Here is a 21,624-nt window from a genome sequence, read left to right as displayed (position 1 = left end):
AGTTAAATTTAATGGCCAGTTCAGCATTCAAAAAATTAACTTGGCTCAAAATCGAAAATATGTTCGGTTTTTTCTTGAAAGTTTCTCAAAAAAGAAGTATAGTAGAGACATAAGAAAAACAGAGTGATTTTCATTTAGAGGAGGAAATTTTTTGAGCGATCGTAAAGCGGCCTTAGATATGGCGTTAAAACAAATTGAAAAACAATTCGGTAAAGGTTCCATCATGAAACTTGGCGAAAGAGCGGATCTTCAAGTTGAAACAATTTCAAGTGGATCTTTAGCCCTTGATGCTGCACTTGGTGTTGGTGGATATCCAAAAGGAAGAATTATTGAAATTTACGGACCTGAATCTTCTGGTAAAACGACTGTTGCGTTACATGCAATTGCTGAAGCACAGAAAAAAGGTGGACAAGCAGCTTTCATCGATGCAGAGCATGCTCTTGACCCTGTATACGCACAAAAACTTGGTGTAAATATTGATGAACTTATTTTATCTCAACCAGACACTGGAGAACAAGCACTTGAAATCGCAGAAGCATTAGTACGTAGTGGTGCAATCGACGTAATCGTAGTTGACTCAGTTGCTGCTTTAGTTCCGAAAGCTGAAATTGAAGGCGAAATGGGTGACTCTCACATGGGTCTACAAGCTCGTTTAATGTCTCAAGCATTACGTAAACTTGGCGGTGTTATTAACAAGTCTAATACATTAGCAATCTTCATCAACCAAGTTCGTGAAAAAATCGGAGTTATGTTCGGTAACCCTGAAACAACACCTGGTGGACGCGCACTAAAATTCTACTCTTCTGTTCGTTTAGAAGTTCGTCGTGCTGAAACAATTAAGCAAGGCAGCGACATGGTTGGTAACAAAACAAAAATTAAAGTTGTTAAAAACAAAGTGGCTCCTCCATTCCGTACAGCTGAAGTTGATATTATGTACGGTGAAGGGATTTCAAAAGTTGGGGAAATCGTTGATATTGGTGCAGAATATGACATCATTCAAAAGAGCGGTTCTTGGTATTCATACGGTGAAGAACGTATCGGTCAAGGCCGTGAGAACGTAAAACAATTCTTAAAAGAAAACCCTGCAATTCAACATGAAATCGAAGGCAAAATCCGTGAATCTCTAGGTATGGTAGCTGGTTCGTATACAATCGCTGGCCATGATGAGGAAGAAGAGGAAATGCCAGAAGAATTAGCATTATTATTAGAGGACGAAAAATAATATCGAAGTGCAACCCATTCTCGTTTAGAGGATGGGTTTTCTTTTATTTACATGAATTTTACATATGAATACGGAGTTCCTCACGTACAATGACTATGGTAAGAAAACATTTGCGGCTGTCATTCAAAAGATAGAGAGAATCAAGAAAACTCGGAGGAGTGGGAAATTGAGGTCGCTCAAATTAGGTTTGAAAGGTTCTACCGATCCGAAGCAAATTGAAAATCGCTTATCTCAAAAGGGAATTGGTATATATGAGTTTCATTTAGTGGAAGATGATTTGTTTGGTGAGGGCTTGAAAAACTTGGAATCCGCCATTTTGAAATTACGTGAGCGTGAGATTCGGGTATATTTACATCACCCAATGGCTATTCAAGGAAAACTTTTGCATATCAATGATAGCCTTTCTGTTGCTGGGGATTTTTTAAAGTTGTCCACCCGTATCCTCGTCGATATTTGCGAGCGCTATGATTGTTACGCGGTTGTACATTGGAATTATGGTAGATTGGAAAATCAAATGATTGTTGAACATGAAGTGGCCGATAAGAAAAGTCTAATCCATACGATTTCTAGGACGATTGACTTCGATGAGAAATACGGGAAAGGTCGCATCCTTTGGGAAAATGGCATAAGAGGTGTCGGGGCTTTCCGAAATGATTTTACTTTAGCAAATTTAATAGTAGATACTCCTCTAAAATTATGCTTCGACGTCAGCCATGCGTTTATTAGTTTGGGTGGAGACAATGATGCCCTTTACAAAACTGTGGAGCTATTACAAAATCACGTGCGATATTACCATGTTGTCGATAGCCTGGGTGAAAGACATGATTCGTTAACGGTCGGCCATGGCCGAATCGATTTCCCTCGTATTTTACCTTTTATATTAGAAAAAGATTATATTTACGAAATTATGTTGGCAGATCAAGAGGACTGCAGGGAGATGGTGGAAAGCCATCGGGTGGTGGAGGAAATGGCGAGGGAAAGATTTGAGTAAGAATTACTTCGGAAATATCATTAAATAAATGATTGGAAGTCCGTTAAGTTAATGGCCGAAAAGGATTGAAAAGTAGATTGAGTCGACCATTATAGATAGGTTAATGGACAAAAAGAACTGAAAAATCGAATGAACTGTCCATTAATAAAGGTTTAATGGACAAAAGGAGCTAATAAATCGAATGAACTGTCCATTAATGAAGGATAATGGACAAAAGGGGCTGAGAAAACGGATGTATTGTCCATTAATGATAGGATAATGGACAAAAGGGGCTGAAAAATCGGATGAATTGTCCATTAATGATAGGATAATGGACAAAAGGGGCTGAAAAATCGGATGAATTGTCCATTAATGATAGGATAATGGACAAAAGGATCCTAAAAATCGGGTGAACTGTCCATTAATGATAGGATAATGGACAAAAGGGGCTGAAAAATTGAGTGAACTGTCTATTAATGATAGGATAATGGACAAAAGAGAATGAAAAATCGGGTGAACTGTCCATTAATGATAGGATAATGGACAAAAGGGGCTGAGAAAGCGGATGAATTGTCCATTAATGATAGGATAATGGACAAAAGGATCCTAAAAATTGGGTGAACTGTCCATTAATGATAGGATAATGGACAAAAGGGGCTGAAAAATTGAGTGAACTGTCTATTAATGATTGGATAATGGACAAAAGAGAATGAAAAATCGGGTGAACTGTCCATTAATGATAGGATAATGGACAAAAGGGGCTGAGAAAGCGGATGGACTGTCCATTAATGATAGGATAATGGACAAAAGAGAATGAAAAAGTAGATGAACTGTCCAAAAAGGTGATCTTATATGCCCCGAAGACTCCAACCTAACCCAAAAAAGTAACATAGAACGCCTCTATGTGCCCGAAAGCATTCAATGAAACTGAAAAAAGTAACATAGAGAACACCTATGTGCCCAAATCCACTCAAACGAATCCTCAAAGGTAACACAGAGAGTACCCATATGCATAAATCCCCCCAAAACTAACAATAATACTACTGAATAGGAATATTTTAGTGGTTCCTCGTCCATAATTTTTTGCAAGGATGCTATTTTACACCTGAAATTACTGAAGCTAGTAATAAACGCTAGCTGTCCCGAAAATAACAAAATTTACGGGAACTGCTAGCCGTAATTCCGTAGTTTTCTGCAAGGATGCTATTTTTCACCCGAAATCACGAAAGTTAGTAGGAAATGCTGGTTCCAGGTCACCCAAATTATTGTAAGGACCTAATTCACTTCCGAAATCATAAAATTTACCAGCCCCATCACCATATTTTTTCCAACGGTGCTACAATTCTCGAAAAATTAACGAAATTAGTAGGAACCGCTAGCTGTAGCAATCCTTGACAGACGAAAAGTGGAACTATACAATTAAAGTTGTATAATTTCTTAATTTTTGAAATGAAATAGGCAGTATGTTGATTTGCAGTAGGATTGTTTACTCCGATTAGACATTGCATCGCACACAAGCGTTGCTCGCGTCACCGCGTCTATCGCACAGCACATGCGACGCGCCCTAATCTACCCGGAGATTGATATCTATCAAATTCGATCCAACCGTTTCAATCCGGACTATTCCGATTCGATTCGAACGTAGAAGTACATCAATATATAGCCGACTGAAAATGAAATGAAATAAGCAATGGAGGTGTTCAAATGTTTGAACTAATTATCTCCGCTTTGCTTGGATTCGCTGTCGGTGCCGCTGTTATCTATTTCTATATGAAAAAAGTGAATGAATCAAACGTGAATGGTGCTAAACACACGGCTAGTCTCATCATTGATGAAGCTAAACGAGATGCGGAAACGCTGAAAAAAGAAGCACTACTAGAAGCAAAAGATGAAACTCACAGACTTCGTACTGAAGCAGAAAAGGACATCCGTGAACGCCGGAATGAGCTTCAGAAACAAGAAAACCGGTTATTGCAAAGAGAAGAAAATCTTGATCGCAAGGATGATGCTCTTAACAAGAGGGAATCGAGCTTAGAGCGGAAAGAAGAAACTCTAGCCGAAAGACAACAGCATATTGAACAGATGGAGAGTAAAGTGGAGGAGCTCGTGAACGCGCAAAAATCAGAGCTTGAGCGTATTGCAGCTTTAACACGTGAAGAAGCGAAAAACATCATTATCAAAGAAGTTGAAAAAGAAATTTCAACGGACATTGCCTTAATGACAAAAGAAGCAGAAACACGTGCCAAAGAAGAATCTGACAAGAAAGCACGAGAAATTTTATCACTTGCCCTACAACGATTTGCAGCTGATCACGTTGCTGAAACAACTGTATCCGTTGTAAACCTACCGAATGACGAAATGAAAGGCCGTATCATCGGTCGTGAAGGTCGTAACATTCGTACACTTGAAACCCTTACTGGTATCGATCTAATCATCGATGATACGCCAGAAGCGGTGATCTTATCTGGATTTGACCCAATCCGTCGTGAAACAGCCCGTCTTGCACTTGAAAAACTAGTATCAGATGGCCGTATCCACCCAGCTCGTATCGAGGAAATGGTGGAAAAATCACGTCGCGAAATGGACGAGCAGATCCGTGAAACAGGTGAACAAACGACATTCGAAGTGGGCATTCACAACTTACATCCTGATTTAATGAAGATCTTAGGACGTATGAAATATCGTACAAGCTATGGCCAAAACGTGTTAAAACACTCCATTGAAGTGGCGCACTTAGCAGGTTTACTTGCTGCAGAGCTAGGTGAAGATGTAACGTTAGCAAAACGTGCGGGATTACTACACGATATTGGGAAAGCCATTGACCACGAAGTAGAAGGAAGTCACGTAGAAATTGGTGTCGAACTTGCTACGAAGTACAAAGAGCACCCAGTCGTTATTAACTCGATCGCATCTCACCACGGTGATTCAGAACCAACTTCGGTTATCTCTGTCATCGTTGCTGCAGCCGATGCACTTTCAGCTGCAAGACCTGGTGCACGTAGTGAAACGCTAGAAAACTACATTCGCCGTCTTCAAAAACTTGAAGAGATTTCAGAGTCCTATGAAGGTGTAGAAAAATCCTACGCTATCCAAGCAGGACGCGAAATCCGAATTATCGTTCAACCTGAAAAAATCGACGACTTAGCATCACATCGCTTAGCACGTGACATCAGAAAACGAATTGAAGAAGAACTGGATTATCCAGGTCACATTAAAGTGACAGTCATTCGTGAAACGCGTGCAGTGGAATATGCAAAATAATAAATAAATCTTTCTAACCCCTTTCGATGGAAAATCGAGAGGGGTTTTTTGTCGGAAAAATTCCTTGTCCCAAAATCAATTAACAAAATATTACATAAAAGTAACGAACATGACATATATTGGGTTTTAATGAAAAATATCATATATTCACTTCTTTTCTCGGGGTTGCAACTTTTACATTCATGGTAAAGGAAAATCTTAAAAAGGAGATCAATTTATGCTTATTTCTTACGAAGAAGGAATTATTAATATTAATAATTTTGAATGTATTGAGATCAATGGATATAAATATTATTACTCAGGTATTATTTGGATGCGTGGAAAAAAGGCTGGGAAGGAAACTGTAGAACATCTTTCAAAAATATATGAAGTCCAAAATAAAATACCATTCATTGAGATTTTTGGTTCCTTCTGTCTCGTCATCTTACATCCAAATGGAAGAATTGTTTTATTTACTGATAATAGTAATATGCGTACCTTTTATATAGGAAAAAAGTTGATAGGAACAAATTACCTTGAAGTGATTAAAGAAAAAACGAAAGTAGACTTTAATTTAGATGCTTTATGTGAATTTTTCACATTAGGTGATACATATTTTGGGAAAACACTACTAAATGATATTAGACTTACAGAGTCCACAAAATATTATATATGTGACGACGGGGGATTACTTATTAAAGATAAAGGCATCGGTGATATTGACGAAGATACTTCCATTAAGGATGTCAATGAATTTTTTAAAGAAATGGCATACTCTTTATCGGATTTAAAAGTAACAATGTCCTTAACAGGTGGATATGATAGTAGGCTTATATTTGCGTGCATAAATGACTATCTAACAGTAAAACCGTTTATAAGTGGAGATAATGAAAAGCATAAAGATATTATCTATTCACAAAAGGTTGCTGAAGCAGTTGGACGCAAGATTGAAATTTTAAGAATAAAAAAACCTGAAATTAGTGATGATTTTATTCTATCTTTATTTTACTTCTCACAAGGTATTGTTCCTTTTTTAAAAGATGGATTTGTTCGAATGAATTCATTTATCATTGACCGTAGTAATAAGGGGTATGAATGTTATATCACAGGTGATGGAGGAGATGTGCATAAAGATTGGGATTGGACGCTGGACTTACCATTCTATAATAGGAAATCGACCAATATCCCTAGATACTATGATCATCGAATACAAAATACGAGTAACGTTATTCCCTTCGGTGACTCATTAGAATCTTTGCATAAACAATTGAGAGAAAAAATGATTAACGAGTTTAGTAAGTTTTCGAAAGCAATAAATACACAATCCTATGACTCTTTTGGATTTAATATTTATGGAGATGAAAATAAAATAGATTATGGTACGTTATCGGATATTATTCCCTCGTACGCCCCTCTTTGGGAACTTGAACTAGTAAGATATTCATATCATCTTCCACGCAGGAAAAGATTCTTTAATTTTTCAATGCGTGAAATTACAACAAAGGCATCTAAAAAAATTGCTCGTGTGCCAACTTTTTATGGGACAACAGCGTCTTCAGAAACACCTTATTTAATAAGAGATACCTTTATGCAAATAGTTGAGTATTTTAAAAGAGCATGTAGAATGTTAGGTAGAAAATTTTTAAATAAAAATCTTTTTGTAGAGAACAAAGAAACATGGTCAATAGAAAATGACTTACGAAAGTTATCCATTACGACTGAAGCGATAGAATATTGTATCGAAAAGGGATTTATTAAAAAAGGGACCTTACAAGAGGATCTTTCATTTGAATTATTAGGAAGAATTATTCACGTTTATTTATTGGCTATATATATTGAGGATAATTTACTATTCAAGGGACCGAAGAGAAAATACAAATTAAGTAGAATGAACAAACTGAATGAAAACTCCAAACCTTATGAAATATCATACAAAAAATGAATCCAACCTCTTTCAACTATTGAAAGGGGTTTTTAGTTTGCCGAAACTTTAAATCTATGACAAATCTACTAACCAACTAGGATATTTTAATTATTCTAATAGTTTTTTTGGAGTGAATATGTTAACATAAAACTACTTAGGGAATATTTAACAGTTGCGTTAGTAGGAGGAATTGGAAAAGTATGAAGAAGCAAACGAAGAAGAATTTATTCAACTAACGATTTCTTAGTACTATTACTAATTATGGAAGAAATCTTTATAAATTTACTTAAATCCTCTGTTGTAAATTCGTCTAGTTGATTTAATATTTTTGTATATTCTATTTTATCTAGCTCTTTATGATATTCAAAAACTTGTTTGCCTTTTTCGGATAATTCTATAATGATTTCACGACTATCAGTAGGGTTTTTATATTTTATTACTAAATCTTTCTTTTTAAGTTTATTGACCATTTGGGAAATAGCGCCTTTTGTTTTTTTAGTAAGTTCGGCAAGCTCTGAGGTATTTGTTTTTACCCTTTCTCCAATTAAATTAATGGTATGCGCCTCAACCATGTACAGTTCATCATCCGTACCATACTTCCTTGGTACACTTTCATATAAACTAGTAACACGAGAAACTTCGTAAATAGAGTCCATCAGCTGAAAAATAATTTCATCTCTTTTCAATAATTTTCACCTTCAATCATCTTTTACTATTTGGTTACTAATATTATAACATAACTAATTACAAGATTTGCCATCAGTATCTTACGTCTTTTTTAAATTTTCTGAATTTTCTGTTGACCGATAATAGTTAAGGTGCTAAACTATTTTTCATAAAGATTATTACCTAAAGGGGGAGGAAGAAAGTGAAATATAATTTTGATGAAATTGTCAATCGCCGTAATACCTATTCGTTGAAGTGGGATGGTGGGGAATTAATTAAAGCGATCGGCTTTACAGAAAGATATGATAGTGAGACCATTCCTTTATTTACTGCTGATATGGATTTGCCTGTACCTCAGCCTATTATCGATGCATTGCATAAAACAGTGGACCATCGGATCTTTGGATATTCTGTTTTCCCAGATGAATACTATGAATCTATTCAACATTGGTTTAAAAAAAGACATGATTGGAAAATCAGTAGGGAAGAAATTGTCTACAGTCCTGGCACAGTCCATGCCTTAAATGTAGCGGTAAAGGCTTTGACAAAACCTGGTGATGGAGTTATTATTCAACGCCCGGTCTATCCACCGTTCACAGCGGCCGTAGAAGGAAATGGAAGAGTTGTTCAAAATAATGCACTAAAATGTGATTCAGAAGGAAATTACACGATTGACTTTGAAGATTTTGAGTCAAAAGCTAAAGAAGAAACGACTACAATGTTCATACTATGTAATCCACATAATCCAGCAGGAAGAATTTTCACTCAAGAAGAATTGAAAAGGCTTTCAGATATTTGTGAAGAACATAATGTCCTTATTGTTGCAGACGAAATTCATGGAGATTTGATTCGCAAAAACCAAACTTTTTATCCAATTGCAAAAGTGGCAAACAATACAGACCATATTCTCACTTGCACCGCAATCAACAAAACTTTTAATGTTGCTGGTCTACATTGTACAAATGTAGTTATTTCCAACCCGGATATAAGGAAAATCTTCAGTGAAGCAATGGGAATGCATTTACCATCACCGTTTACAGTTTCTGCATTAATAGCTGCTTACAATGAAGGAGCAGATTGGTTAGAACAGTTAAAAGAATATCTAGATGAAACAATGGAATATGTAAAAAACTTCTTTGCCAAAAATCTGCCGACAGTTAAAGTATCTATTCCTGAAGGAACCTACGTAATGTGGTTGGACTTTAGAGGATATGGACTTTCATCTAAAGAGGTACATGATCGGATTTATAATAAAGCAAATGTTGTACTTGAAGATGGCGAATTGTTTGGAGAAGAAGGAGAAGGTTTTCAAAGAATTTGTATTCCGTCACCTAGACCTATCATAAAAGAAGCACTTGAAAGGATTTCCTTACAATTCCAAGATGTTGAATCTGAAATTCTATTAAAATCTTAAAAGTTGTATATCCAATAAATAAAAGGGTCATTCGAGGGGGAATGTGTATGGTAGAAAAAATTAAGACAGTAACTACTCCAGTGATAGAACAAAAAAATACTTCAACTAAAGATTTAAAAAGAGTACTTGGCAGAGGAGACTTAATGTCCATTGCCGTTGGACAAATTATCGGGGCTGGGATCTTTGCATTAACTGGGGCTGCAATTGCCATGACTGGTAAGTCTGTAAACATTGCGTTTATGGTTGCAGCTCTATTGGTAGTTTTGATGTCTATAACTCAGATTATTGTTAGTGGAACGATTCGGATGAGGGGTGGATTTTATACAGCAGGAGCATTACTAGTTGGAAAGCGTTTTGCTGGGTTCTATACAATTATATTTATAATCACTAACATTGCCATAGCGATGTATGCATTATCTTTTGCTGATTATTTCTTAGCACTTGTTCCTGGACTAAATTCAACCTTAGTTTCTGTAGCAGTTCTAACCATATTTTATTTAGCCAATTTATTTGGGGTAAAAGAAGCAGCCAAAATACAAAATTTCATGGTAATAACAATGGCGATTGCATTAACCGTATTCATTGTATATGGTATGCCTCAAATTCAGCCTGGCTATTTTTCCGGCGCAGATTTTATGCCTTCAGGAATGATGGGAATATTTACAGCTGCTGCTTTGTTAACATTTGCGACAGGTGGAGCCAATGTTATCGTGAATTTGGGAGCTGAAGCGAAAAATCCAACAAAAGATATACCATTTGTACTAATAGTATCTACTGTCTCAGTGGCACTAATCTATGCCTTTATGGCGACTGTTGCTGCGGGTGTATTACCTATTAGTCAAGTTGCCAATCAACCTTTAACTCATGTCGCCCTTGAAGTTTTACCTTATCCATTATTTGTATTCTTTATCGTTGGTGGGGCAATGTTTGCCTTAGCAACTACATTAAATGCAACATTAGGTTGGGTAACGAAGCCAGTACTACAAGCTAGTATTGATGGATGGCTTCCTAAACAACTTGGAGCTATTAATGACAGGTTTAAAACTCCACATGTATTGTTAACAATCTTTTACTTCGTTGGCCTAATACCCATTATTACAGGTTGGAATATAAGTGGAATTGCTAGTTTTGCATTAATCCTTAATAACGTATTATGGCTAATCATAGCAATAGCAACGGTAAGATTGCCAAAGGTCGTTCCAGACTTATGGAATAAGTCAAAATTTAAAACTTCAAAAACAAACCTCTGGATTCTAAGTATTGTGGCAACTGGATCAAATGCTCTTCAGGTTTACTTATTATTTAGGGAACTAAACACAACGTTGATTATTGGAAACATTGTCATTTTCATTTTAGCTACCTTATATGCGATTTGGAGAGATAAATCAGGCAAAGTTAATATGGAAATAAGCTATGAAGAAGTTTAAGAAAATTACGATTTTAAAATACAATTATAATCGTTTTCATTACTATTAAAAATAATAATTTGGAGGAAATGTAATGACACAAGATAGTTTATACCAAAAATCCAATATAAGTAGATTATCAGAACTAAGCAAGCTTGCACCCGACACATTTAAAGCATTCGCAGAATTTGATAAGTTGGCTCTTTCTGAGGGGCTTATTTCTAAAAAAGTTAAAGAGTTAATTGCTGTGGCAGTTGCTCATGTTACTGGTTGTCCGTATTGTATAGAGGCACACGTGAATGCTTACAAAAGATTAGAAGCTTCAAAGGAAGAAATGGCAGAAGCAATTATGGTTGCTACTGCATTAAAGGCGGGGTCTGCAATGGCTCACGGCCTGAATGCATTACAAGCATTTGATGGAGAAAATAATGAGGAACTTTACAAAAAGTCCAATATGACAAGATTTAAAGAATTTGCTGAAATTAGTCCAGACGGATTCCGTTCCTTTAATCAATTTGATAGGGAAGCAATGAAGCCTGGACTGATCAGTGGAAAAGATAAAGAGTTAATTGCAATTGCTGTTGCCCATGTAACAGGCTGTCCGTATTGTATTGAAATCCATACGAAAAATGCAAAGAAATTAGGGATTTCACGGGAAGAATTAGTAGAAGCCATTTTTGTGTCCACCGCATTGAAGGCAGGTTCAGCTCTTGCACATAGTGTTAATGCGTTAAATGCTTATGACTTTTAATAATGAAGAGGGGACGAGGAGACAGGCACCGTCCCCTCTTCTTTTATGCAAACGTAGAACGCTTTTCTTCATTACTAAATACTTGTTTCAACACTAAAGCACCAAGCAGCTGGATAATTGTTTTTACAATTACTTGCCCAGTAATAGCCGCTGGGATTGCTTCCCAAGGTAGAATATTTGCACCTAGAGGGCTTAAACCAATCACAACAAATATTACAGAATCCAAGAGTCCTCCAACGATACCACTGTAGAAAACTCTCCAAGCCATCGGAAGTTTTAAGCGTGAGTAAATTTCTGTATCGGCTGTTTCTGAAACTACAAATGAAATTGCAGATGCAGCTACCACCAATAATGTATCTCCTAACATAAACGAAACTAATGCGGATAATATTAACGCTGAAAAAATAAATAAATATGTCTTTTTACGCCCGTATTTATTTTGTACAAGATCCCTTAAGATGAAGGTTGCTCCGATTAACAACGTTCCCATTGGGACAATGAATATGCCAAGGTTTAACGGGGCAAATTTAGCCGTTACGACATTTGCAATGACGATGGATAGTAAGTAAAACAAAATTCTCATATGAAGACTCCTTTAATTGGGAGGACTAGCGAATCCCCTAAATTATTAACGATTATCGATTTTTTCTGGGTTTAAATCATGATTCATTAAACGGTAATTCGCCATTTCCTCATATTTCGTTCCAGGTTTTCCGTAGTTGCACCAAGGGTCGATTGAAATTCCTCCGCGTGGCGTAAATTTCCCCCAAACTTCAATGTATCTTGGGTCTAATAATTGAATTAGATCGTTCATGATGATGTTTACACAGTCTTCATGGAAATCCCCGTGATTTCTAAAACTAAATAAGTAGAGCTTTAGCGATTTACTTTCCACAATTTTTTTATCCGGGATGTAGGAAATATACATCGTTGCGAAATCCGGTTGGTTCGTTAATGGACATAAACTCGTAAATTCTGGACAATTGAATTTGACGAAATAATCACGATTCGAATGAAGATTATCTACGGATTCTAATACCTCAGGTGCATAGTTAAATGCATATTTTGTACCTTGATTTCCTAGTAATGTTAAATCTTTTAAACCTTCTTCATGGCTTCTGCCAGACATAAAAAAACCTCCTAAAAATGTGTTTCCCAACACTTTTCAAGAAGAGGTTCTGTTCATTGATCTATAAAATAATGATAAAAACATAAAATGCCACGTCCAATTATGGACATGGCATGGATCGTCATGTTTCCATAGTTTTTTATAGAGGGTATCCGCTATGAACCTCTTCCATTCTCGATGGGTATATGCGTTTCTGTATAATCTTATAGATTCGTAGGGGGAAAGTCAAGGGTGATTGGAAGATGAGGGAGGGCATGGGAGACAAGGTAGATACTTCGTGGCCACAAGTTACAAAAGGAGGACGAGGGATAGGCACTGAATATGAGGAAAATTGAGACTGTCGATTAACTCATTACCACTTTAGAGAACGAACATAAAATACACTATATTGCTTATACTGAGTGGTATTTCGGTCTACCTTTAGCCGCAGAATCTCACTCATCGAATAAATAAGAGGAGAATTTCCCTCTATTTAGTGAAAAGTCCGAAAAATTGCTTGAATAGAAGGAGAAATTACCCTTATTTGCTTAAAAGAAGCGAAAATGAGGTGGTTTTCTTAAAATAAGAGGAAAACTTACTCTTATTTTCCTTAAAAATGTCCTAATTCCATAGATAACGGTAAATTCTCCCGTTATTTTACTAATACACATTTCTCAAATTCGATCCGCTACCAGTTTCAAACATTGTGCATTGATACTCCATTCAATAGACTAAGTTATACCGGGCTACAAAGACTCTTATCCGGTACTAGTTAATCGACAGCCTCAAATCTCCTCTTATATTACCTAGAATAGTACTAATTCTTTAGATAACGGAAAATTTTCCGTCTATTTTACTATTGCAATCCAAGTATGGGACGAGGGGACCGGTATCTCGCCCCATCATAATGGACATGGATAATCGTTTCCTTCGAACATTTTCACCCTAGGATCGAGTAGCTACCTAAGGATATTTTAAAGATGGAGTAAAATTTAATGATTTTATCCATATGTTTTACTATTAAATTCGACAGGAATCGACGCAAAATCTTAAAAAAGTATTCCTTATATCTCACCTTGTTACATTTCTTAGTATTGCGTTGTATTTATCCATATAATGTTGTAATGAATAAGGTGACAAGACTGTTTCTGTTATAAGATGTGTTTTAGTGATACAGTATAGTGTTTTACTGTCCCGTCTGTTAAAAAAATTATAATTGAATAATTTGTCGAATTTTCATATTATAAATTAATAGATTACTTTAGTTTACTAAATCGTTAAAGGGTGTGGTTAGGAAATGGAATTCAATCATGTTTTGCAAAAAATCGACGAGGTTAATCAGAACGTCATAGAATGGAGACGTTATTTACATCAGCATCCAGAGCTTTCGTTTGAAGAAGTGAATACAGCTCAATATGTGTACGATCTTTTAACTAGTTTTGGAGGTTTTGAATTATCAAAACCTACTAAAACGAGTGTAATGGCACGTTTAAAAGGGACGAAGCCAGGGAAGGTCATTGCGCTTCGTGCGGATATGGATGCCCTTCCTATTCATGAAGAAACAGCGCTTCCGTTTGCATCAGCAAATGACGGTATTATGCATGCTTGTGGTCATGATGGTCATACGTCCATGCTATTAGGTGCAGCAAAGATTTTAAGTGAATTCAAAGATTCTTTAAGTGGTGAAATCGTTTTTCTATTCCAACATGCGGAAGAATTACCGCCAGGGGGAGCAAGAGAAATGGTTGCAGCAGGTGTTCTTGATGGGGTGGATTATGTATTAGGTGTACATCTATTCTCTACCATTCCATACGGAACAATCGGTGTTCGCCATGGCTCTTTAACGGCTGCTAGTGATGTATTTGAAATTACGGTTCAAGGTAAGGGAGGCCATGCGTCCACACCTGAACTTACGGTGGATCCTTTAGCTACGGGTGCTCAAATTGTAACAGGTCTAAATCACATTGTTTCAAGAACAGTCGCTCCATTACAGTCTGCGGTTGTATCCGTTACGAATTTCCATGGGGGAAATGCGATCAATGTTATTCCGGACACTGTAAAAATTGCTGGATCGGTTCGAACACTAGATGCGCAGGTGCGTGAAACCGTACGTACGCGTATTACTGAACTAGCAGAAGGTATTGCGAAATCGAACGGTGCACAAGCGAAAGTGGATTACCTATATGGCTATAATTCAGTGGTCAATGACGTAGCTTTAACAGACAAAGTAGCGGCCATTATTGAAGAGAATTTCACGGACAAAACGTTAGATTGGGTAGATCCCATGCTAGGTGGAGAAGATTTCTCTGCATTTAGCGACGAAAAACCAGGCTGTTTTGTGTTAATTGGTGCTGGTTTTACTGATGGAAAAGGAGCGGTTTATCCCCACCACCATCCGAAATTTGATATTGATGAATTAGCGTTAAAAGACGGTGTGAAGTTCCATGTTCTGATGGCACTTACACTAACTAAGGACAAGGTGGAAAGTGAAAATGACAATTGATAACGGAAAAAAGAAAAAGTCATTTTTTAACCGAATGCTTGATTCGATTGAGTATGCTGGGAATAAATTGCCAGATCCAATTGTACTATTTTTTATTTTGTGTGGAATAGTTCTAGTCGTCTCTGCAATTACAAGCTTCTTTAATGTTTCTGCAGTTCACCCTGTAACTGGTGAAAAAATAGAAGCGCAAAACCTATTAACTGGTACAAGCTTTGCAGATTTTTTAACGACGATGGTGAAAAACTTTACTGATTTCCCGCCACTTGGCATGGTGTTAGTAATGATGCTTGGGGTAGGACTTGCTGAGCAAAGTGGGTTTTTCTCTACCTTAATGAAGAAAGCTGTTACTTCAACACCGAAGAAAGTGCTGATTCCGAGTATTATTTTAATTGCGATTATTGGTAATGCTGCAGGTGACGCAGGTCCGATTGTGTTACCTCCGTTAGCAGCAACCGTTTTAATGGCGTTTGGTTATCACCCGATGGTTGGATTAGTGGTGGCTTATGCATCGACACTTGGTGCCTTTGCTGCGAACCTTATTATCGGTATGTCAGATACGCTTGCAACCGGTTTTACAGAAATCGCTGCACAAACTGTCAACCCTGACTATACAGCCAATCCAGCTATGAATTATTATTTCTTAGCAGTTTCAGCAATCTTTTTATTATTTGTTTCCGTTTGGGTAACACACAAATTTACGATTCCACGTTTCGGTGTGTATACTGGAGAAATTCAACAATTAGATGAAATTACAGCTGACGAGAAACGAGGTTTAAGATGGGCTGGTATTTCAACTGTTGTGTTCCTTGGTATCATTTTAGCATTGGTTATTCCTGAGAATGGTATTCTACGCAATCCTGAAACAGGTTCTATTCTTGAAGGTTCTCCTTTAATTACTGGAATTGTACCTTTATTAACTATCTTTTTCTTTATTCCAGGGTTATTTTATGGATTAGGTGCAAAAACGATTAAAACGTCAAAAGACTTCGGCGACATGCTTGGAAAAGCAATGAGTACGATGGGTTCTTATATTGTATTAGTATTTGCCGCTGCACAAATGCTTGCTTTCTTTGCAGCGAGTAATCTAGGTCCAATTATTGCGATCAAAGGCGCGGATTTCCTAAATAGTGTTGGCTTTACGGGAATTCCTTTATTTATCGCCTTTATTCTTTTCGTAGCTCTTGTGAACCTTTTAATTGGAAGTGCCTCTGCCAAATGGGCAATTCTTGCGCCGATTTTCGTACCGATGTTCATGTTCCTTGACTATCACCCAGCGTTCACACAAATTCTTTACCGCATCGGGGATTCCATTACGAACCCAATTACACCGATGCTTCCATACTTAGTATTATTGTTATCGTTTGCGAAAAAGTACGACAAAAATGTCGGTTTGGGTACATTAATCTCGGCCTTGTTCCCATATACGTTGTTCTTCGGAATCTTCTGGATTATAATCGTCGTTATTTGGTTCTTACTTGGAATACCAGTTGGACCAGCAGGACCGATTTATTTAAATTAATTGTTTGGTGGATGCGGGGAGATGTTCCTCGCACATACCAAATTTTCACAAATGCTAAATTGAGAGAATAAGATTTTTTTACTGTCTCAGGCAGACATCCTGTCAAATTTCCTATCACGAAATTTTAGCTCTAGTAAAAATAGCCAATTGATTGTGATTCAAAAATTTTTATCGCAGTTATATTAATTGGAAGAATTTTGCTACGACATATTTAAAGTTAAGTGCAAATTGCACATAACTTTAGATATGTCGTATTTGTATTTCGTCAGCTGTGATGACGGTTTTTCAGCAAGGTGAGTCCAATATCCATTTTTTTGAAAATATTAGGGAAAAGTGTATCTGTTATTTTTGGCTTGATATTTTAGATGAGGTGATATCAAATGAATCCATTATGTGAACACGCTAAACAAGAATTATTTAATGCTCTAAATGGGAAACAATCTGGAGTTTTTGTTGTGGATGGTAAGCTAGTCTCCATTGAAATTGAAAATAATGATGTAAATTCACAAAATGATTCCGCAGAAGAGGATCTATCACTAGAAATTGAGGAATACACCGAGCTAAAAGAATCTTTATCCAGATATTTAAATAACCCAAGTATGAAACGATACTCTGCTACAGAGTTGAAAGATAAACGTCATGCAAAAAGGAAAAAATAATCAATTTAAAATTCACTTTACCGAGGAATTTGAATTATGCCTAGATAAAATTCAGCATTTTTTCTCAGACTAGTAATCCTTTTATAAGTAAACCAGTGGAACGTGGAAGCTTTAAAGGTTTTAGAAGGATTACCTATGGGAAAAGCAGCCATGTAATGCTGAATTCCATTATTTATTATTCAGTTCATGAAAGAGATGGTTATATTGATGTTATTAACATACTACCTTCTAGAACAAAGCGAAAGTGTGTTACAAGATGAGCGTTCTGTGGGGCGGGATGACAAGTCCCTCGTCCCAGATTTCATGGGATAGACCTGTCCCCATGACCCACTTTCTCCGTAAATTCATCTGAGGTCATAACGTGGGCAGTAGAACCTCCAAGAATCGTCAAGCAAACACGGTGAACTTCCTCTGCTGGAACACCTCCAAAGCCGATATCAGCATAGTCGTACGTTCCAGGGGAAAAAAATATTCCGTTTTAGATCATAATCGTTTTATATTGGATTGTAATTGTTCAAAAGATTTGTGCATTGACTGTAGTAAGCAGTTAACCTTAACACAATACTAGAAAATTCATGGGGGACACAGGGATGTTTCTGTACACTTTAAATTTTTTGAATTTTTAGAAAAAATATATTTACAACTATTTTGGAAACTGATATTATGGATATAACAAGAAAAGAATTTAAAAGGGTTAGAGATTAAGAGAAACCCGTCCAACATTAATTACATGCAGATCATAAGAAAGATCTGTCATGGAGTGGTGTTTGGGCGGGTTTTTTGTTTTAAAAAGGGGAGATAAACTTTTTGTTTGTTTTTTCTATTAGTTGCCATTTATGTAAAACTAGAAGTGACACTTAAGATCAACCATTACCTGTTCACTAAAAATGTAAGCGCTTTAAGGAGTAGAGAAAAAAATAACTAGTTCATAGGGGGAGAAATGTAATGGATGTACTGTTGATGCTTTTTTTAACATTCTGCGGTGGAGCATTTGGAGCCATGATAGGTGGTTTAGCTTCATTTGTCTTATGTGGCGTCACTTTGCTGCTTGGGATGATGTTGGCAATGGCAGGAGGACAGTTCGATTTTATTGGTTCTGTTGCGTTTGGCGTCGTATTTGGACCCAATATTTCATTTGTAGGTGGTGTTGCTGCTGCAGCATTTGCAAAAAAGATGGGTTACTTAGAATCGGGCAAAGATATTTCCACAGGCTTACTTAGTCTAAAAAATCTAAATATCATTACTGTTGGGGGACTATTCGGGACTCTTGGATACCTTGTTAACTTAGGTATATCGAGTTTTGCAGGAAATGCACTTGATACAGTAGCTTTAACAGTTTTCATCATGGCTTTATTAACTAAATTTTTATTTGATGCAGATTTAAATTTAAAAGGATTAATAGGGACTGTGTCGAAAGAAATAGAAAATGTAGGCGGTCGATTTAGCCATCATTCTGAGGAAGTATGGTTACCTTATATGAAAACGCCAGCCGAAAAAGTATTTGTAGCGATTGTAGCAGGTGGCTTATCGGCATATGTTACGCAACTATTACTCCAAAATCCAGCTACAGAATCAGTAGCAGTGTTATTTGGATTTGGGATATCTGCAACCTCATTACTATTTTTACAATTTGGAATTAATATCCCTGTCACTCATCATATTACACTTGTTTCAGCCTATGCAGTTGCTGCTAGTGGCGGAAATATATATTGGGGGATTGTAGGGGCAATTATTGCAGCTTTCTTATCTGATGTATTAGCTAAAGTCTTCCACGTATATGGAGATAGTCACGTAGATCCTCCAGCGATGGGAATTATGATAGGTTCATTTCTTTTTATAACCGTCTTCCCATTAACAGGGGTATCAGGAGAAACAAATCTTATACCAATCTTGATTATTGTAATTGCAATTACTTATAGTGTTGCTCAAAGTTTAAGAAATAAAGTTAAATATCTCATGAAGGTACCTGAAAAACATAAATCTTTAAATTAGACGTGAGGATATTTATATCATTAGGTTCAGTAGATGTCTGTTAAGTAGAATTATTCTATAAAATTCAACATTTTATAAAGGAGGAATATTAATGGGTAAAGGGTTTGTTATGGCGTTAGATGCAGGTACTACAGGAGTTCGCACAATTATATTTAACAAAAATAGTGAAATTGTTGGAGTAAGTTCAAAGGAGTTTAAACAGATTTATCCTAATCCAGGTTGGATTGAACATAATCCAATGGAAATTTTGAAATGTCAACTTGAAACTATTCAAGATGCAATTAATAATAGCGGAGTTTCAATAAACGAAATTGTTTCAATCGGGATTACAAACCAGAGGGAAACAACAGTAATTTGGGATAAACATACTGGAAAGCCTGTTTACAATGCTATTGTTTGGTCGTCTCGTCAAACAGCCTCCTATATAGAAAAATGGACGGAAATGGGACTAAATGATGTCATCCGTCAAAAAACGGGTCTAATCAATGATCCCTATTTTTCCGCATCGAAAATAGCATGGATCTTAGACAATGTTCCTAATGCTAGAGATCAAGCAAATAAAGGTGATCTTTTGTTTGGTACAATTGATACATGGTTGATTTGGAATTTAACGAAGGGAAAATCCCATACTACCGATTATTCGAATGCTGCCAGAACCATGATTTTTAATATTTTAACTTTAGAATGGGATGTTGAGTTATGTAATGAATTTACTGTTCCAATGAGTCTACTGCCGGAAGTGAAACCTTCAAATGGTGATTTTGGAGTTACTGATAGTTCAATATTAGGTGCAAGTATACCAATTCGTGGGAATGCAGGCGATCAACAAGCCGCGTTATTCGGTCAGGCTTGTTTTAAACCAGGGATGGCCAAAAAGACATTTGGAACAGCTGGAGTATTTGTCATGAATACTGGGCAAACACCATATTATCTAGATGGATTAACTACAACCATTGCCTGGGGATTGGATAACAAAATAACATATGCTTTGGAAGGCGTTGTGTTTTCATGCGGTTCTACTATACAGTGGCTACGTGATGGAGCGAAAATGATCCATGGTTCAAGTGATAGTGAATGGTATGCAGATCAGATTGAAGATACAGGGGGAGTTTATCTAGTACCAGCATTTTCAGGACTCTCTGCCCCTGATTGGGATATGTACGCTAGAGGAATTATTGTAGGAATTACAGGGGGAACCACTTATCAGCACATAATTCGAGCAGGTGTTGAAGCAATGGCCTTCCAAACAAAGGATATATTGAATTGTGTCTTAGAGAATAAGGAAATAGCTATAACGGAGCTTAGAATTGATGGAGGAGCTGTGAAGAATAATTTATTGTGTCAATTCCAGACTGATATACTAGGAATCCCTGTTGTGCGTCCTACAGTTACAGAAATGACGGCATTAGGAGCAGCGTATTTGGCTGGACTTGGAGTTGGCTATTGGAGCGATACTAATGAAATTGAGAAAAATTGGAGTATAGAAAAGGTTTTCCATCCTTTAATGTCGAAAGAAAAGCAAAGAAAACATTATCAAGGCTGGAAGGCAGCTGTTAATTTAACCAGAGGATGGACGAAAAAGCTAGAGATTGAAGAAGAGGAGACAGAAGTAAACATAGTTGGATAATGAGTTCAATCTAGGAGGTTAAAAGTTGAAGGAAAAAATATTACGTACATTAAGTGAATGTTGTATTGTAAAATCAATAAGAGATCTAGATGATTTGCCACTTGCCTTGAATACTTCAAACGAATTTATTTTTTTACAAACAGGAAGTTTGTCAACCGTTGTAGAAGTAACGAATGCTGCTAAAAAACATGGAAAGTATGTAATCCTTCATTTTGACTTAATAGATGGGATAAGCAAAGATGTCCATGGATTACAATGGTTGGTTGAAAATGCCAAGATGGATGCAATTTCAACGACTAGGACCTCCTTAATCCGTAACATTAAATCTTATGGAATATTAGCGGCACAACAAATGTTTCTTCTTGATAATCACTCGATTACAACCGGATTAAATCTTGTAGAAAAGTGTAAGCCTGATTTTATGGTGGTTATGCCAGGACTTATGCCAACAGTGATTGAAAAGATTACATCAAGTCTCAAATGTCCTTTAATAGTAGGGGGACTAATAAATGAATACTCACAGGCAATAAGTGCCCTTGATGCCGGGGCTACAGCAGTTGCAACAAGTGAGAAAAAGTTATGGGAATATGATTTTAAACAGCAATATGCATATTAACCACAAC

16 protein-coding genes and 1 riboswitch are annotated in these 21,624 nt (G+C 36.6%); of the genes, 13 read left to right on the top strand and 3 right to left on the bottom strand.

Going from position 1 to position 21,624, the window contains the following annotated elements; genetic code table 11:
• Positions 1-151: 151 nt before the first annotated feature.
• The 4 genes from recA (at position 152) to CRO45_RS08195 (ending at position 7,374) form a co-directional block, all read left to right on the top strand.
• A complete protein-coding gene (gene recA, locus CRO45_RS08210; protein ID WP_097149181.1) occupies positions 152-1,222 on the top strand; it encodes a recombinase RecA in 1,071 nt (356 codons plus the stop codon).
• A gap of 166 nt (positions 1,223-1,388) precedes the next feature.
• Entirely contained in the window at positions 1,389-2,213 is an 825-nt protein-coding gene (locus CRO45_RS08205; protein WP_170949440.1) for a TIM barrel protein, read from the top strand.
• Positions 2,214-3,896: 1,683 nt separating this feature from the next.
• On the top strand, positions 3,897-5,453 hold the full coding sequence (rny, locus tag CRO45_RS08200; protein WP_097149179.1) for a ribonuclease Y: 1,557 nt from the start codon (positions 3,897-3,899) through the stop codon (positions 5,451-5,453).
• A gap of 217 nt (positions 5,454-5,670) precedes the next feature.
• Positions 5,671-7,374 (top strand): asparagine synthase-related protein, encoded by a 1,704-nt coding sequence (locus tag CRO45_RS08195; protein ID WP_097149178.1) that lies wholly within the window; start codon positions 5,671-5,673, stop codon positions 7,372-7,374.
• A 206-nt stretch (positions 7,375-7,580) separates the two neighbouring features.
• On the opposite strand, the gene CRO45_RS08190 is transcribed toward CRO45_RS08195, so the two are convergent.
• Positions 7,581-8,042 carry a MarR family winged helix-turn-helix transcriptional regulator gene (locus CRO45_RS08190; RefSeq protein ID WP_097149177.1) on the bottom strand — a complete coding sequence of 154 codons (462 nt, stop codon included), beginning with the start codon at positions 8,040-8,042 and terminating at the stop codon, positions 7,581-7,583.
• A 182-nt stretch (positions 8,043-8,224) separates the two neighbouring features.
• On the opposite strand from CRO45_RS08190, the gene CRO45_RS08185 reads away from it, so the two are divergent.
• From CRO45_RS08185 to CRO45_RS08175, 3 genes are all read left to right on the top strand, one after another.
• On the top strand, positions 8,225-9,436 hold the full coding sequence (locus tag CRO45_RS08185; RefSeq protein WP_097149176.1) for a MalY/PatB family protein: 1,212 nt from the start codon (positions 8,225-8,227) through the stop codon (positions 9,434-9,436).
• Between the two features lie 47 nt (positions 9,437-9,483).
• Positions 9,484-10,863 carry an APC family permease gene (locus CRO45_RS08180; RefSeq protein ID WP_097149175.1) on the top strand — a complete coding sequence of 460 codons (1,380 nt, stop codon included), beginning with the start codon at positions 9,484-9,486 and terminating at the stop codon, positions 10,861-10,863.
• A 73-nt stretch (positions 10,864-10,936) separates the two neighbouring features.
• Entirely contained in the window at positions 10,937-11,593 is a 657-nt protein-coding gene (locus CRO45_RS08175; RefSeq protein ID WP_097149174.1) for a carboxymuconolactone decarboxylase family protein, read from the top strand.
• 43 nt (positions 11,594-11,636) lie between these two features.
• Here the strand turns inward: CRO45_RS08175 and CRO45_RS08170 are convergent, their stop codons facing one another.
• Both CRO45_RS08170 and queF read right to left on the bottom strand, forming a co-directional pair.
• Positions 11,637-12,176: a VUT family protein gene (locus tag CRO45_RS08170; RefSeq protein WP_097149173.1), complete on the bottom strand. Its 540-nt coding sequence runs from the start codon at positions 12,174-12,176 to the stop codon at positions 11,637-11,639.
• 45 nt (positions 12,177-12,221) lie between these two features.
• Positions 12,222-12,722, bottom strand: coding sequence for a preQ(1) synthase (gene queF / locus CRO45_RS08165; protein ID WP_097149172.1), 501 nt, complete (start codon positions 12,720-12,722; stop codon positions 12,222-12,224).
• 125 nt (positions 12,723-12,847) lie between these two features.
• A riboswitch (PreQ1 riboswitch) is annotated at positions 12,848-12,894 on the bottom strand.
• Positions 12,895-13,998: 1,104 nt separating this feature from the next.
• Here queF and CRO45_RS08160 point away from each other — a divergent pair.
• From CRO45_RS08160 to CRO45_RS08135, 6 genes are all read left to right on the top strand, one after another.
• Complete coding sequence (locus tag CRO45_RS08160) at positions 13,999-15,204, top strand: amidohydrolase (RefSeq protein WP_097149171.1); 1,206 nt, start codon at positions 13,999-14,001, stop codon at positions 15,202-15,204.
• Entirely contained in the window at positions 15,194-16,723 is a 1,530-nt protein-coding gene (locus CRO45_RS08155; RefSeq protein ID WP_097149170.1) for an AbgT family transporter, read from the top strand. The genes CRO45_RS08160 and CRO45_RS08155 overlap by 11 nt, the downstream gene beginning before the upstream one ends.
• Positions 16,724-17,103: 380 nt before the next feature.
• Positions 17,104-17,382, top strand: a complete 279-nt coding sequence (locus tag CRO45_RS08150) for a hypothetical protein (protein WP_097149169.1) — start codon at positions 17,104-17,106, stop codon at positions 17,380-17,382.
• A 945-nt stretch (positions 17,383-18,327) separates the two neighbouring features.
• Entirely contained in the window at positions 18,328-19,374 is a 1,047-nt protein-coding gene (locus tag CRO45_RS08145; protein ID WP_097149168.1) for a hypothetical protein, read from the top strand.
• Between the two features lie 91 nt (positions 19,375-19,465).
• Complete coding sequence (gene glpK, locus CRO45_RS08140) at positions 19,466-21,001, top strand: glycerol kinase GlpK (protein ID WP_097149167.1); 1,536 nt, start codon at positions 19,466-19,468, stop codon at positions 20,999-21,001.
• Positions 21,002-21,026: 25 nt separating this feature from the next.
• Positions 21,027-21,617: a glycerol-3-phosphate responsive antiterminator gene (locus tag CRO45_RS08135; protein ID WP_097149166.1), complete on the top strand. Its 591-nt coding sequence runs from the start codon at positions 21,027-21,029 to the stop codon at positions 21,615-21,617.
• The last annotated feature ends 7 nt before the right edge of the window (positions 21,618-21,624 follow it).

The sequence above is a fragment of the Ureibacillus acetophenoni genome, from assembly GCF_900220965.1.
Taxonomy (GTDB): Bacteria; Bacillota; Bacilli; order Bacillales_A; family Planococcaceae; genus Ureibacillus; species Ureibacillus acetophenoni.
This window is presented reverse-complemented; position numbering and strand designations above follow the sequence as displayed.